Annotated in this window: 15 protein-coding genes; all 15 read left to right on the top strand. The window is 27.8% G+C overall.

Annotation, left to right across the window (positions count from 1 at the left end):
- The 15 genes from recN to rpoD all read left to right on the top strand — a co-directional run bounded on the left by recN (position 1) and on the right by rpoD (position 14425).
- The gene (recN, locus tag ACU68Y_RS01855; protein WP_446755271.1) at positions 1-1698 is read left to right on the top strand and encodes a DNA repair protein RecN; all 1698 of its coding nucleotides are present in this window, start codon (positions 1-3) and stop codon (positions 1696-1698) included.
- A 2-nt stretch (positions 1699-1700) separates the two neighbouring features.
- Entirely contained in the window at positions 1701-2231 is a 531-nt protein-coding gene (locus ACU68Y_RS01850) for an NUDIX hydrolase (RefSeq protein ID WP_002838462.1), read from the top strand.
- The gene (locus ACU68Y_RS01845) at positions 2231-2839 is read left to right on the top strand and encodes a site-2 protease family protein (RefSeq protein WP_002838146.1); all 609 of its coding nucleotides are present in this window, start codon (positions 2231-2233) and stop codon (positions 2837-2839) included. The genes ACU68Y_RS01850 and ACU68Y_RS01845 overlap by 1 nt, the downstream gene beginning before the upstream one ends.
- Entirely contained in the window at positions 2836-3543 is a 708-nt protein-coding gene (locus tag ACU68Y_RS01840; protein WP_060790531.1) for a segregation and condensation protein A, read from the top strand. The genes ACU68Y_RS01845 and ACU68Y_RS01840 overlap by 4 nt, the downstream gene beginning before the upstream one ends.
- Before the next feature lie 2 nt (positions 3544-3545).
- The gene (gene scpB / locus ACU68Y_RS01835) at positions 3546-4094 is read left to right on the top strand and encodes an SMC-Scp complex subunit ScpB (protein WP_012290654.1); all 549 of its coding nucleotides are present in this window, start codon (positions 3546-3548) and stop codon (positions 4092-4094) included.
- Positions 4081-4809 carry a pseudouridine synthase gene (locus tag ACU68Y_RS01830; RefSeq protein ID WP_002838423.1) on the top strand — a complete coding sequence of 243 codons (729 nt, stop codon included), beginning with the start codon at positions 4081-4083 and terminating at the stop codon, positions 4807-4809. The genes scpB and ACU68Y_RS01830 overlap by 14 nt, the downstream gene beginning before the upstream one ends.
- Complete coding sequence (locus ACU68Y_RS01825; protein ID WP_060790532.1) at positions 4784-5131, top strand: hypothetical protein; 348 nt, start codon at positions 4784-4786, stop codon at positions 5129-5131. Before ACU68Y_RS01830 ends, ACU68Y_RS01825 begins: the two co-directional genes overlap by 26 nt.
- Positions 5121-5660, top strand: coding sequence for a tRNA (mnm(5)s(2)U34)-methyltransferase (locus tag ACU68Y_RS01820; RefSeq protein ID WP_002838383.1), 540 nt, complete (start codon positions 5121-5123; stop codon positions 5658-5660). The genes ACU68Y_RS01825 and ACU68Y_RS01820 overlap by 11 nt, the downstream gene beginning before the upstream one ends.
- Positions 5660-6862 (top strand): NAD(P)/FAD-dependent oxidoreductase, encoded by a 1203-nt coding sequence (locus ACU68Y_RS01815; protein ID WP_060790533.1) that lies wholly within the window; start codon positions 5660-5662, stop codon positions 6860-6862. The genes ACU68Y_RS01820 and ACU68Y_RS01815 overlap by 1 nt, the downstream gene beginning before the upstream one ends.
- Positions 6859-7728 (top strand): (d)CMP kinase, encoded by an 870-nt coding sequence (gene cmk, locus ACU68Y_RS01810; protein ID WP_002839125.1) that lies wholly within the window; start codon positions 6859-6861, stop codon positions 7726-7728. The genes ACU68Y_RS01815 and cmk overlap by 4 nt, the downstream gene beginning before the upstream one ends.
- Complete coding sequence (locus tag ACU68Y_RS01805) at positions 7718-8287, top strand: lysophospholipid acyltransferase family protein (RefSeq protein WP_094225670.1); 570 nt, start codon at positions 7718-7720, stop codon at positions 8285-8287. Before cmk ends, ACU68Y_RS01805 begins: the two co-directional genes overlap by 11 nt.
- On the top strand, positions 8287-10314 hold the full coding sequence (locus ACU68Y_RS01800; RefSeq protein WP_002838324.1) for a bifunctional 4-hydroxy-3-methylbut-2-enyl diphosphate reductase/30S ribosomal protein S1: 2028 nt from the start codon (positions 8287-8289) through the stop codon (positions 10312-10314). Before ACU68Y_RS01805 ends, ACU68Y_RS01800 begins: the two co-directional genes overlap by 1 nt.
- Positions 10315-10428: 114 nt before the next feature.
- Entirely contained in the window at positions 10429-11439 is a 1011-nt protein-coding gene (locus ACU68Y_RS01795; RefSeq protein ID WP_012290649.1) for a deoxyguanosinetriphosphate triphosphohydrolase, read from the top strand.
- A gap of 2 nt (positions 11440-11441) precedes the next feature.
- A complete protein-coding gene (gene dnaG, locus ACU68Y_RS01790) occupies positions 11442-13241 on the top strand; it encodes a DNA primase (protein ID WP_060790534.1) in 1800 nt (599 codons plus the stop codon).
- A 17-nt stretch (positions 13242-13258) separates the two neighbouring features.
- A complete protein-coding gene (rpoD, locus tag ACU68Y_RS01785; RefSeq protein ID WP_002838335.1) occupies positions 13259-14425 on the top strand; it encodes an RNA polymerase sigma factor RpoD in 1167 nt (388 codons plus the stop codon).
- Position 14426: the final 1 nt, after the last annotated feature.

The following is a 14426-nucleotide window of genomic DNA, read 5'->3' as shown; positions in this document are numbered from 1 at the left end:
ATGTTAAATTCTCTTTATATAGAAAATTTTGCGATAATTGATAAAATAAATGTTGATTTTACGGAAGGACTTAATATAATAACTGGAGAAACTGGTTCAGGAAAGTCAATTCTTATAGAAGCCTTCGAACTTCTTCTAGGACAAAGATTCAACAAAAGTTTTATTAGAGATTCTTCAAAAAAGACAATAGTTGAAGCTACATTTACAATTAATGATAAATCTAAAATTAAATTTTTAGAAGATATGGGATACAATGTAGAAGATGGAGTAATAATAATCTCTAGGATTGTAGACACTAATTTCAAAAGCATAAATAAACTAAACAATAGATCAATAACTCTCAACACATTAAATGAACTTATGAGTAAATTTGTTGATATTCATGGACAAAACGGAACTCAATCACTTTTGAACAAGGATTTTTATATAGATTTAATTGATTCTTTTGATAAGGAAGAAACTGTAAAAATTAAGAGCGGGTTAAGTGAAATTCTAAAAAATATTGTAGATTACAAAAAATCATATAAAAGTTTTAATATTTCAAACGAAGAAAAAGATAGACAGCTCGATATAATTAACTATCAAATTGATGAAATATCGCAAATAGATCTTGAGAATTTGGATGAAGAAGAGCTTGAAAACGAGTACAATAAATTATCAAATGTCAATTTAATTAGAAACAATATTGGTGAAATATTAAATATGTATTCAGATGAAAATTACAATGAACAAGATATCAACACTATGTTTAATATTGTTTTGAGCAAGATAGATTCGATCTCTGAGTTCGATAATGAAGTCAATTCCTTCAAACAAGATTTGGATAAGATATATTATGATATGGATGACTTGTTTTCTAGAATTAGTTCATATTCATCAAGCATCTATCAAGATGAATTTAAATTAAATGACTTAGAAAATAAAATAGCAATAATTACAAATTTAAAGAGAAAATACGGAAAATCTATTGATGATATTATTTCATTTAAAATAGATTTAGAGAATCGACTTAAAGAACTTAATGAAATTACTGAAAACAAAAGAAAATTTAAAGAATTAATTGATTCAGAGCATAAAAAAGGAATTGAACTATCGGATAGGCTTCATTCAATCAGAAAACAAATTGTTTCAAAATTGGAAAACTTGATTGTTCAAAATCTAAAAGATTTGAATATGAAACATGCTGATTTTAAAGTTAAATTCGAAAAACTTTCTGATTTCAATGAAAAAGGTTATGATTCACTGGATTTTCTTATTAAAACGAATTTAGGACAAGATTTAAAACCGATGGCATCTATTGCTTCTGGTGGTGAAATTTCAAGAATTATGCTTGGATTTAAATCAGTCATATCAGATTTTGAAGATATCAATACTCTTATTTTTGATGAAATTGATACAGGAATAAGTGGAAGGACTGCTTTGGTAGTAGGTGAAAAACTTATTGATTTATCAAAGGATAAACAAGTGATTTCAATAAGTCATTTACCTCAAATTGCTTCATTGAGTGATAACCACATTTTAATTGAAAAAATTGATTGCGACAATGAAACTAAGTCAATTTTAAAAGTATTAACTCCTGAAGAAAAGGTAAACGAAATTTCAAGATTGATTGGCGGTATAAATATAACAGAAACTACAACTGAACAAGCAAAACTAATGATCAATCAAGCAAATGAATTAAAAAAATATAGGAGATAATTATGGATTATGAAGAAAAAACTATAAAAAGTGAAATGATATATGAGGGGAGAATTTTAAACCTCCGATTAGATACTGTTGAACTTCCTAACAGAAAATATTCAAAAAGAGAAATTATAGAACATGCAAATGCTGTATGCATAATTGCATTAAAAGATAACAAATTATTTTTCGTTAGTCAATATAGAAAAGCTATTGATCAACAATTAATGGAATTGCCTGCTGGATTAATTGAACACAACGAAACACCAAAGGACGCAGCCATTAGGGAAATGAGAGAAGAAATTGGCTATAATTGTAATAGTTTAACTTACTTATTTGATGCATATTCATCTCCAGGTTTCAGCGACGAAAAAGTAAGTTTCTTCATGGCACAAGATTTATTTAAAGACGAACTTGAAGCCGATGATGATGAATTTTTGAATATAGAGCTCATCGAACAAGATAAATTAATGCAGATGATAGAAGATGGCGTTATAATTGATGGCAAAACAATTATGGGAATTCTATATTATCTAAGGAATGTGAATTAATGTTAGAAACAATAAACCATTACATTATAATTATATTTGTATTACTTCCAACGATTGTTCTTCATGAATTAGCTCATGGTTATGTTGCGTACTGGATGGGAGATAATACTGCTAAAAACATGGGTAGATTGAGTTTTAATCCTATTGATCATATTGACCCATTAGGTGCAATCAGTTTGATTTTATTTAAGTTTGGTTGGGCAAAGCCAGTTCCAATTAACTCTTATAATTTTAGAAAAAGGCACCTAGGAATGTTTTTAGTTTCAATAGCAGGGGTTACTGTAAATTTAATTTTAGGACTAATATTCTCGTTTTTATATGTTAGATTTTCGCATGTAAATCCAGTAGTATCAGAGATTTTGAGCTTATTCATAGTATATAATGTATATTTTGCAGTTTTTAACTTGATACCTGTTCCGCCATTAGATGGATCAAAAGTTGTAACTGCGTTTTTCCCGGGTAAATTTTTAGATTTCATGGCAAAATACGAGAAATATACTTACTTTATATTACTGATATTAATATTTTCAGGTGTTTTAGGAAAAGTTTTAACTCCTATAACATCATTTATAATAGATAAATTTTTAAGGTTAGCAATTGCGTTATGAGTTTAATAATTGAAACTGAAGAATTTAACGGTCCGATGGATCTTCTATTGAACTTGGTAGAAAAAGAGAAAATCGATATAGAAAATGTTGATTTAGCAAAAATTACAAATAAATTTATTGAAGAAGTTGAGAATTTGAAAAATCATTCTACTAAAGATTTGACTGATTTCATTTACTTAGCTTCTACTTTGTTATATATCAAATCAAAAAAGTTGTTGCCAAAAAATGACTTTGATGAGGATGATCAAATCGATGAAGATTTGATTAAACAACGATTAATCGAGTACAAAAAATTTAAAGAAATTTCTAAACAATTGATTGAATTAGAAAACATCTCATCTAAGCATTTTAGAAAAATTCAAGAGGATTTGTCAGTTTATCAATCAGAAAAAGAAAATTTTATTGTACCAGATATTAATTTATTATCTGAAACTTTGTTAGATATCTTAAGTAGAGACGAAAATAGAATAGTAATCGAAGAAACAGAGATTATAGAAGCGGAAGAGTATAAAATCGAAGATTGTATAGAGGATATATTGTGGAAGGTAGAAAAAAATAAAAAATATAATTTTGCATCTTTTCTGTCTAAGAAGTCTAATAGAAATGAAGTTATTTCAGTGTTTCTAGCTTTATTAGAATTATTAAAATCAAACATATTGAAAGTTGTAAAAAATGAGGATAATATGGAAATATTAATGAGGTAATTATGGAAGATAAAATTATTAGAAATAAAATTGAATCTTTACTTTTCATATGGGGTGAACCATTAGATATTTCTTCTATATCTGAGGCCATAAACCTTAGCAAAAAAGAAACTAGAAATATGCTTGATGATTTAATAAAAGAGTATGAATACAGAAATACTTCTCTTGAAATCAGATGCATAAACGATAGCTACCAAATACAAACTAAAAAAGAATATTTCGAATTTTTAAAAGAAATTTTTATTAAGAATAAAAATACGAGATTAACTAATACCACAATGGAAGTTTTATCAATTATAGCTTACAAACAGCCAATTACAAGAATTGAAATAGATGAGATAAGAGGAGTAAAATCAAGTTCATCAATTGATACTTTAACTAAAAAAAATCTTATAAAGGAAGTTGGAAGATTAGATAAAATAGGAAAGCCTATATTATATGGTACAACCGATGAGTTCTTGTTTTATTTCAATATAAATTCATTAGAAGATCTTCCAAAATTAAATGAGATAGAGAAACTTATTAGGGAAAAAGAAAATGAGAATAAATAAGTTCATTGCACAAAGCGGATATTGTTCTAGAAGAAATGCTGATGAATTAATCAAAAACTCAAAAGTCTATGTTAATGGAACAATACTTCTAGATTTATCATATCAAGTAAATGATACTGATATTGTTGAAGTTGAAGGCAAAAAAATAAATTTGAAAGAAGATAAAATTTATATTGCGATTAATAAGCCCATTGGTTACGCTTCAACAGTCAAGGATAAATTCGCTGACAAGAAGGTTGTAGATTTGATAAAATCTGATACAAGAGTTTATCCGGTTGGGCGTTTAGATAAAGATTCTCATGGATTACTAATCTTGACAAATGATGGGGAGTTTACTTATGAGCTAACTCATCCGAAATTTGAGCACAAAAAAATTTATGAGGTTTTGGTAAAAGGAAAACCAAACAAAACAGAAATCAAACAATTGAAAGATGGAATATTATTGGATGGTTATAAATTAAAAAAATCCAAAATTGAATTTATAGAAAATATAAAAAATGACACTAAGTATAGGGTTACTATTTTTGAAGGTAGAAATAGACAAATTAGAAGAATGTTTGATTTTATTAATCATCCAGTTTTGGATTTAAAAAGGGTTCAAATTGGAAATTACAAAATGGAAAATAGCTTAAAAAGTGGAGAATACAAGCTGTTAAAAAGTAAAGATTTGGATTTAATACGAGGTAATAATGATAGAAGTAAGACTAGCAAATAGCAATGATGAATTAATTTTAAAAAACTTTGAATTAGAAATTGATGAAATTATTGGGAATTTTTGCTTTTTATATATTGATGACTCAGTTTCTAAAGGATACTCATTGATAGAAATTGATGGTATAAAAGCGAATATTTCTAAATTTCAACTGGACGAAGACGATTCAAAAAAGTTGTTTTTCCTAAAAAGTATAGGTATGAATTTGAAAGATTTTGGTATTGAGGAATTCTACGATAATGATAGATTGGTAAATTCATTTTTTAATAATAACGGTAAGATAAACTTTAGCGTTCTTTTTAGAGGCTTTTGCAATGATTTATAATAATACTAAAACATTAGTTGAATCATTGATGAATGATAAAATACCAACTTCAAAAATTTGTTTAGATATGACATTTGGAAATGGAAATGATTCATATAAAATGCTATCTATAAATAAAAGTATACAAGTTTACGGGTTCGATATTCAAAAAATTTGTATTGATAATGCAAAGAAAACCAATAACCTAAAAGTTATAAATGATTCGCACTTAAATTTTGAAAAGTATACTAATGAAAAAATTGATTTTGCTGTATTTAACCTAGGATATCTTCCAGGTGGAGATAAAAACATTACAACTAATTATGATACTGTTATTAAAACTTTAGAAAAACTTTTGAAATTAATGAACATTGAAGGTCAAATTGTTATTACTTTTTATCCAGGGCATAGGCCTGGATTTGAAGAAAGTATAAACATAATTAATTTTTTGCGAACATTAAACCAAAAAGAATTCAATGTTATACGATACGATTTTTTAAATCAGATTAATAATCCACCTTTTGTATGTTTGATTGAAAGGATAAAATAATGAATGTAGCAATAATAGGAGCTGGTGCAGCAGGGTTGATGGCTGCAAGTTTTATTAAAGAAGAATATGAAATACATATTTTTGACCATAATGAGAAAATAGGTAAAAAACTGTTCATTACTGGAAAAGGAAGATGTAATATTACCAATTCATGTGAAGTTCAAGATTTGATTGAAAATATAAATACAAATAAATATTTTTGTTACAGCCCATTTTATGACTTTACAAACGAACAAGTCATAAATTTTTTTAATTCCAATGGACTAAAAACTAAAATTGAACGTGGAAATAGAGTTTTTCCAAAAAGCGATAAATCATCAGATGTTATTAAAGTATTTGAAAAGATTTTAAAAAATAAAAATGTAAATTTACACTTGAATGAACAAGTAAATAAAATTTATAAATCTGATAAATTTTATCTGACTACAAGCATTAACAAATATTCGTTTGATAAAGTTATTATAGCGTGTGGCGGTAAATCATATCCAAACACTGGATCGGATGGATCACTTTACAATCAAATAACCAGGTTAGGTCATACTATTAATGAAATGAAGCCAGGCCTAAGCGCAATTATTTTAAAAGAAAATGTGGAAGAATTAGAGGGAGTTAGTCTTAAAAATATAGGCCTAAAATGTTATATCAATAATAAAATGATATTCAACGAAATAGGTGAAATGATTTTTACAAGAAAAGGAATTTCCGGACCTTTAGTGCTTACTTTATCAAGTATTTTATCCAAGAAAAATGGAGATATTAAAATATCTATAGACTTGAAACCAGGATTGACAGATCAAAAACTTGATGATAGGATTTTAAGAGATTTCAGCGATAATCAAAACAAAACCATTGAAAATGCAATAAGTAAAATAACTATCAAAAAATTGATATTGCCTATTTTAAAATCTGCAAATATAAATCCAAATAAAAAAGTAAATGAAATAACAAAATTTGAACGTGACAATTTAAGAAAAATCATAAAAAGTTTCGATTTAACTTACGTTTCAAATGAAAAGCTTGATTATGCAATTATTAGTGTTGGGGGAGTTGATGTAAACGAGATTGACCCAAGCACAATGGAATCAAAGATTGTAAAAGATTTGTATTTCTGTGGAGAGGTCATCGATGTTGATGGGTTTACAGGAGGATTTAACTTACAATTTGCTTTTTCAACGGGTTATTTAGCGGGGATAAATATATGAAAAAAATCAAGTACGAAAACGAACATAAACTGTATGATGAAATTAATGAATATATCAAAGACAAGAATTTCGATATTTTATTGATATCTACACCTAAAATTATGAAGAAAGTTTTGAATGATAAATTGATTAATACAAATAAAAATATTTTAACTTCATCAAGAATGCTTCGAAAAAAAGATGATGATAATGTATATATTGAATTAATTAATAATGATGTATATTCTGTGACAGTAGATGGCCCTAGTGGTTCTGGGAAATCAACAGTTTGCAAATTGATATCTAAAATTTTAAACATTGAGTATTTAGATACAGGCTCAATGTATCGATCACTTGCTTATTATTGCTTAAAACAAAATGTTAATTTGGAAGACGAAGAAAAAGTTGTAAAAATTTTGAATAATTTAGAAATAACATTTGAATCATCTGAAATTAAAGTTAATAATGAATTTTTGAGAGACAAAATAAGAACTAATGAAGTATCAATGGCAGCATCAAAAGTTTCCGCATATTATTCTGTTAGAGAAAAGTTAGTTGACATTCAAAGACATATTGCAAGTGATAAAGCTATAATTATTGATGGAAGAGATGCTGGTACTAATATATTAAAAAATGCCGATTATAAGTTTTATTTGGATGCATCTGCTGAGATAAGAGCTAAAAGAAGATTTGATGAACAAAAAGACGATTCATCTTATGAAACTATTCTTGAAGATATAAAATTGCGAGATGAGCAGGATAAAAATAGAAAATATGCTCCTTTGAGAAAAGCTGAAGACGCTGTATTGATAAATTCTGATAATATGAATATCGATCAAGTGGTCGAAAAAATATTAGAAATAATTAGAGGTAGAAATGTTTTATAGATTTGCAAGATTTTTAATGAAAATAGTATTTACAATAAAATACAAATTAGATATCCATGGGAACACTAGATTACCGGAAACTCCTTTAGTTATTTGTGCAAATCACATCAACTTATGGGATCCAATTTTATTGGCGATAATTTTTGATAGGCCTATAAGATTTATGGCAAAAAAAGAATTATTTGAAAATAAAATTTTAGGATTTTTACTGTACAAGTTTGGTGCTTTTCCGGTTGACAGAGAAAACGTGAATGTAAAAACCATTAAAGATGCTATTAAACTTGTAAAGAACAACGAGGTATTAGGTATATTTCCAGAAGGAACAAGAGTCAAAACTGTTAGTGAGGAAAACATGAAAACAGGGGTTGCTATGATTGCATCAAGAGCTGATGCTGATGTTATACCTGTATTTATCAAATCTGATTATAAGTTCAGATCAACAGTTGAAGTATTTATAAGAGAAAAAATAGCTATATCGAGTTTTGATGATGTATCGAAAGATATTAAAAACAAAGAAATTACAAAAGCAATTTACAAAAATATATACAAGGTGAATTGATGAATATAATAGTGCAACAAAATGCTGGATTTTGTTATGGAGTAAAAAGAGCTATAAATATAATTGAAAATGACCCGTCAGAAATAAAGTATACTTTAGGTCAGCTTATTCATAACGAACAAGAATGCAAAAGATTAGAAAATTTGGGTATTAAACAGATAGATGATTACACTCAAGCAGAAAAAGGCTCTACGATTTTTATTAGGTCACATGGGGCTACTTTAAAATTAAAGCAAGAAATAATAAATAATGGATACAAATTAGTAGATTTGACTTGTCCTTCTCTATTAAAAATTTATGAAAAAATAAATAAAAAACACGATGAAGGCTACAAAATTATAATTATTGGAGACCCAAATCATCCAGAAATTATAGCTATGAAAGGACAGGTTGAAAATAATATTGAAGTAGTTAATTCAATTGATGAGGCGAAAAAAATAAAAGGTGAAAAACTTTATGTAATTTCACAAACTACTAATTTAAAGAGGAAATTTTTGGAAATTTCTGATATAATAGTAGAAGGTAATACTAACGTTGTGATAGATAATACTATTTGTGGGGCTACAAAGAGCCGACAAATGGCTTGTTTAGAGCTTTCTAAGAATGTCGATTGTATGATTGTGATTGGCGGCTTGAATAGTTCTAACACAAATAAATTGTATGAAATTGCAAAACAAAATTGCAAAAAAGTTTTAAGAATTGAAACTTACAAGGATATTTGTATCGATGATAGTATTATTGAATCTAAATTATTAGGTATTACAGCTGGTGCGTCCACACCGGCTTGGATTATTGAGGAGGTTGTAAATTTAATGGATAATTACAGCAAGGATTTTATGGAACAAGTAGAAGAAAGCATGAATAAGATTTACCCAAAAGAAATCGTAAAGGGTGAAGTTATTTATGTAACAGATGATGAAGTCATGGTTAATATTGGCTACAAAGCTGATGGTATTATTAAACTAGACGAATTATCAACAGAAGAAGGTAAATTACCTAAAGATTTGTACAAACAAGGCGATGAAATCGAAGTTTATGTTATTAAACTAGATGACGGAGAAGGAAATGTTGTACTATCTACAAAAAGAGTTGAAGGAATTAAAAATTGGAAGAATTTAGTTTCTAGTTTTGATAATGATTCAACTGTAGAAGCAAAAGTAACACAAGTAGTAAAAGGCGGCTTAATAGCGACAATTGATAATGTAAGAGCTTTTATACCAGGTTCACAAGTAACTACTCACTTTGTAAAAGATTTATCTAAATATGTAGGAGAAACTTTGGTATGTAAAGTTTTGAATATAGATGAAAAGAAGAGACGTTTAGTTTTATCTCACAGAGCTGTTGTAGAAGCAGAACAAAAAGAAATCGAAGATAAAGCTTGGGAAAACATCACTGTTGGTGAAAAAATTACTGGTAAAGTACAAAGATTAACAGACTTTGGTGCATTTATCGATTTAGGCGGAGTAGATGGTTTACTTCATATTTCAGATATTTCTTGGAATAGAATTGAATCACCAGAAGATGTTTTAAAAGTTGGAGATGAAATTGAAACATTAGTTCTTAAAGCTAATAGAGAAAAGAATAGAATTTCACTTGGCTTGAAACAATTACAACAAAAACCATTCGATGCTTTTGTAGAAAACAACCACGAAGGCGATGTAATCGAAGGAGAAGTTGTAAACTTAGTTGACTTTGGTGCATTTGTTAAATTAGCTGAAGGAATTGAAGGATTAGTTCACGTTTCTGAAATTTCAAATGAACATGTTGATAAACCATCAGATGAATTAAATATTGGTGATACAGTTAAAGTTAAAATCTTAGAAATCAATCCTGAAAAGAAGAGAATTGCTTTAAGTATGAAAGCTTTATTACCAAAACCTGAAAAACCTGAAAGAAAACCAAGACCAAAGAAAGATAAACCTAAAAAAGTTGAAACTAAATCAGAATCAAGCGAAGAAACTTTGATTAACAGTGATTTAGGAGCATTATTAGATTTAAAATTAAAAGAAATGGAAGAAGAGAACTAAAGTTTACTTTAGGTCGATAAAGCCAAACAATTGTTTGGCTTTTTTTTATGCTTTTATGAATTAGTCAAGGCTTTTTGGGGTATATAACACATATAGGTTGAAGGTGTGATAATTATGAATATAGATTTTAAATTATATGAACAAAATTATAGTGAATTTGCCACAAAAAGTGAAGATGCACAACGAATTAAATTTGAAGAGAAAAATAATTTAAGAAATCCGTTTCAAATAGACAGGGATAGAATTATTCACTCAAAATCATTTAGAAGACTTAAACATAAGACACAAGTATACTTAAATCCTGAAAAGGATCACTATAGAACAAGATTAACACATACTTTAGAAGTGACACAGATAGCTCGAACAATTGCGAGGTGTTTAAATTTAAATGAGGATTTGGTAGAGGCAATAGGATTAGGACACGATTTAGGACATACACCATTTGGTCATGTTGGTGAAAAAATATTAGATAAATTGAACCCAAAAGGATTTAAACATTACCAACAATCACTTAATGTTGTGCAATATCTTGAACACAATTCTACAAGAGTTGGCCTTAATTTAACAAAACAAACACTTGATGGTATAGTTAATCATTCTGGAACTAATATGGCCAAAACCCTTGAAGGACAAATTATAAAGTTTTCGGATAGAATAGCTTATATCAATCATGATATTGATGATTCAATTAGATCAAATATTATAAAAAATAGTGATTTACCATCAGAAATAATAAATGAATTAGGTACTAGCGGATCTAAAAGAATTAATTTTTTAGTGAATGATTTAGTGGATAATAGCTTTGGGAAAAATTGTATAAAAATGTCTGATAAAACTTATAAACTAATGGAAGATTTAAGAGCTTTCATGTTTGAACAGGTTTATTTTAACGACATTGTCAGAAAAGATGATAAAAAAGTAGAATATGTTCTAAGAAATCTATATGGTTATTACCTCGAAGATTTAAAAAGATTACCAAAATCACATACGGAAATTTATAATAATATTGAACTACAAGATAAAACAAAAGATGATATAGTTACTGATTATATTGCTGGTATGACTGATTCGTTTGCAAGACGAACATTTAAAGAAATTTTTATACCAGATTCTTGGAGTATATAAGATTGGATGATAAGATGGGATTTATACCACAAGATAAAATAGATGAAATAAAAAGTGTAGCTGATATAGTTTCTGTAATTGGAGATTACGTTGAGCTTAAAAGATCTGGTTCAAATTATATTGGCTTGTGTCCTTTTCATAATGAAAAGACTCCTTCTTTTAGTGTTTCTCCTTCAAAAGGAATTTTCCATTGTTTTGGTTGTGGGGTAGGTGGAGATGTAATTTCTTTTATAATGCAAAAAGAAGGACTTTCTTATCCTGAAGCAATAAAGTTTTTAGCAGATAAATTAGGAATTTTAGTCGAAACTAATGAAGTAAATAAAGAAAAATATGAACATCGCAAGAAATTATTTGCTATCAATAATGAAGCAAAGTTGTTTTTTTATAAAAATTTGTTAATCAATGATGTACCAAAAGAATACATTAAGAAAAGGGATTTGACAAATTCTATGATCAATAAATTTATAATAGGCTATGCTGATGGGAAAAATAGTCTTTACAGACATTTGCTTCAAAAAGGTTATCAAAAAGATGATATAATAGAAGTTGGACTCGCAAATCAAGATGAACGCGGAAATATATTCGATAAGTTTAGAAATAGACTTATGTTTCCAATTATAGATATTAGAGGAAATATTATAGGTTTTGGTGGAAGAACTCTTGCTGATGCTAAGGCAAAATACATGAATTCTCCTCAAAGCTTGGCTTACGATAAGAGCAAAAATGTTTATGGAGTGTCAAATTTAAAAAATTCTACAAAAGTTGGAAAAATTATCCTTGTTGAAGGTTATATGGATGTAATTTCACTGACAAATTATGGATTTGATTTTGCCATAGCTTCATTAGGTACATCTCTAACACATGATCAAGCCAAATTAATTAAAAGATATTGCAAGAATATTTATATCTGTTATGACGGAGATTCTGCAGGACAGAATGCGACATCACGTGCTATACAAGTATTTAAAGAAATAGATATTAGTCCTAATATAATAGTTATCCCTGATAACTTAGATCCAGATGATTATATTAAAAAATATGGTAACGAAAGTTTTAATAAATTAATCGATAATGCTATGGATAGCATTATATATGAATATAAAAAAATACTTAAAAAATATGATATAAATGATGTTAAAGAAAAGATACAACTAATAGACGACTTAACAACTTTGTTATCCAAATTAGATCGAGCAGTTATTAGAGATGAATATATTAAAAAATTTGCAGAGGATTTACAAATTGACGATAATAGTTTAAGAACAGATGTTAGTGATAAGTTAAGTGTAGCGAAACCTAATATATCAGTTAATAGAGAGGTCACAGAATACTCTGATGTTTTGGACATTAATCTTCAAGAAAAAATTACTGCAATTGAGATAATGACTATAGCTTGTTTTTATAGAGACATATATGAAACTATAAAAGAAGATGTTTCAAAATTTAAAACAGATATTATCTATTATAATAATTTTATGGAATTTGCAGATAATTATTATTTGAAAAATAATGAAAAAGAAATTGACGAAAATAGTGTCAGAGATTATTTTAAAAATGATATACAAATGGATAGAACAATTGACTATCTCTTTAATACATCTCGAAACTCAATAAATATTAATAGTATTGATAGGGTTATATTAGAAATAAAAAAATATCTTATAACACAAGAAAAAGATAAGATAAAACAGCAGCTTGACCTTATGCAATCAGTTGATTTTAATGATAAAATTAACCAAAAATACAAAGAAATCTTAAATAAAATTTTAGAAATCAATAGACAACTTAAAGAGTGCAAATAATCAGAAGGGAGTTTTTTATGTCAGAAGAAAACTTAGATGTTGAACAAATAAAAAAAGATGCATTAAATCAGTTAATAGAAATAGGAAATGAAAATGATGGAATTGTTACTATCAAAGATTTCAAGAAAATTGATGATTTGACATCTTTAGATGAAGAAGACATAGAAGATATCAGAAATTTGTTAATTGAAAATAATATAGAAATTTTTGAGAGCAATGATGATATTGAAAAAAAATCTTCAAAAGATGACGATACTGATGATTTAGACGTAGATGAATCATTAGAAGATGACGATGATGAAGATGAAAAAAATGATAAGAAAGTCATTGAAGATGTATCTGATATTAAAGGAATTAATGTAGATGATCCAGTAAAAATGTACCTAAAAGAAATTGGTAAGATTCCATTGTTATCTGCTGATGAAGAAGTTCAATTGGCACAAGAAATGGAAAATGGATCTAAAAGAGCTAAGAAAAAATTAGCTGAGGCAAACTTGAGATTGGTTGTAAGTATTGCCAAGAGATACGTTGGTCGTGGAATGAGTTTCTTGGACTTGATTCAAGAAGGAAATCTTGGCCTTATGAAAGCTGTAGATAAGTTTGATTACACTAGAGGATTTAAGTTTTCGACATATGCTACTTGGTGGATAAGACAAGCTATAACAAGAGCTATTGCTGACCAAGCAAGAACAATAAGAATTCCTGTACACATGGTAGAAACTATTAACAGACTTGTGAGAATTGAAAGACAATTATTACAAGACTTGGGAAGAGATCCTACTAATGAAGAAATAGCAAAAGAAATGGGAATAGAAGTTGAAAAAGTTAGAGAAGTAAGAAAAATAGCTCAGGAACCTGTAAGTTTAGAAACTCCTATTGGTGAAGAAGAAGATAGTCATTTGGGAGATTTTATTGAAGATGATACTGCAATCGCTCCAGATGAAGCAGCAAACTTTACTATGCTTAGAGAAGAATTAGAAGGTATTTTAAATACTTTAAATGAAAGAGAAAGAAAAGTATTAGCGTTAAGATTTGGACTCGTAGATGGTACTCCTAGAACACTTGAAGAAGTTGGAAAAGACTTTGATGTAACAAGAGAAAGAATAAGACAAATAGAAGCAAAGGCTTTAAGAAAATTGAAACATCCATCTAGAAGTCAAAAATTAAAGGATTTTTTGGAATAAA

This window comes from Finegoldia sp. P1-F-LS, from assembly GCF_052932205.1.
This window is presented reverse-complemented; position numbering and strand designations above follow the sequence as displayed.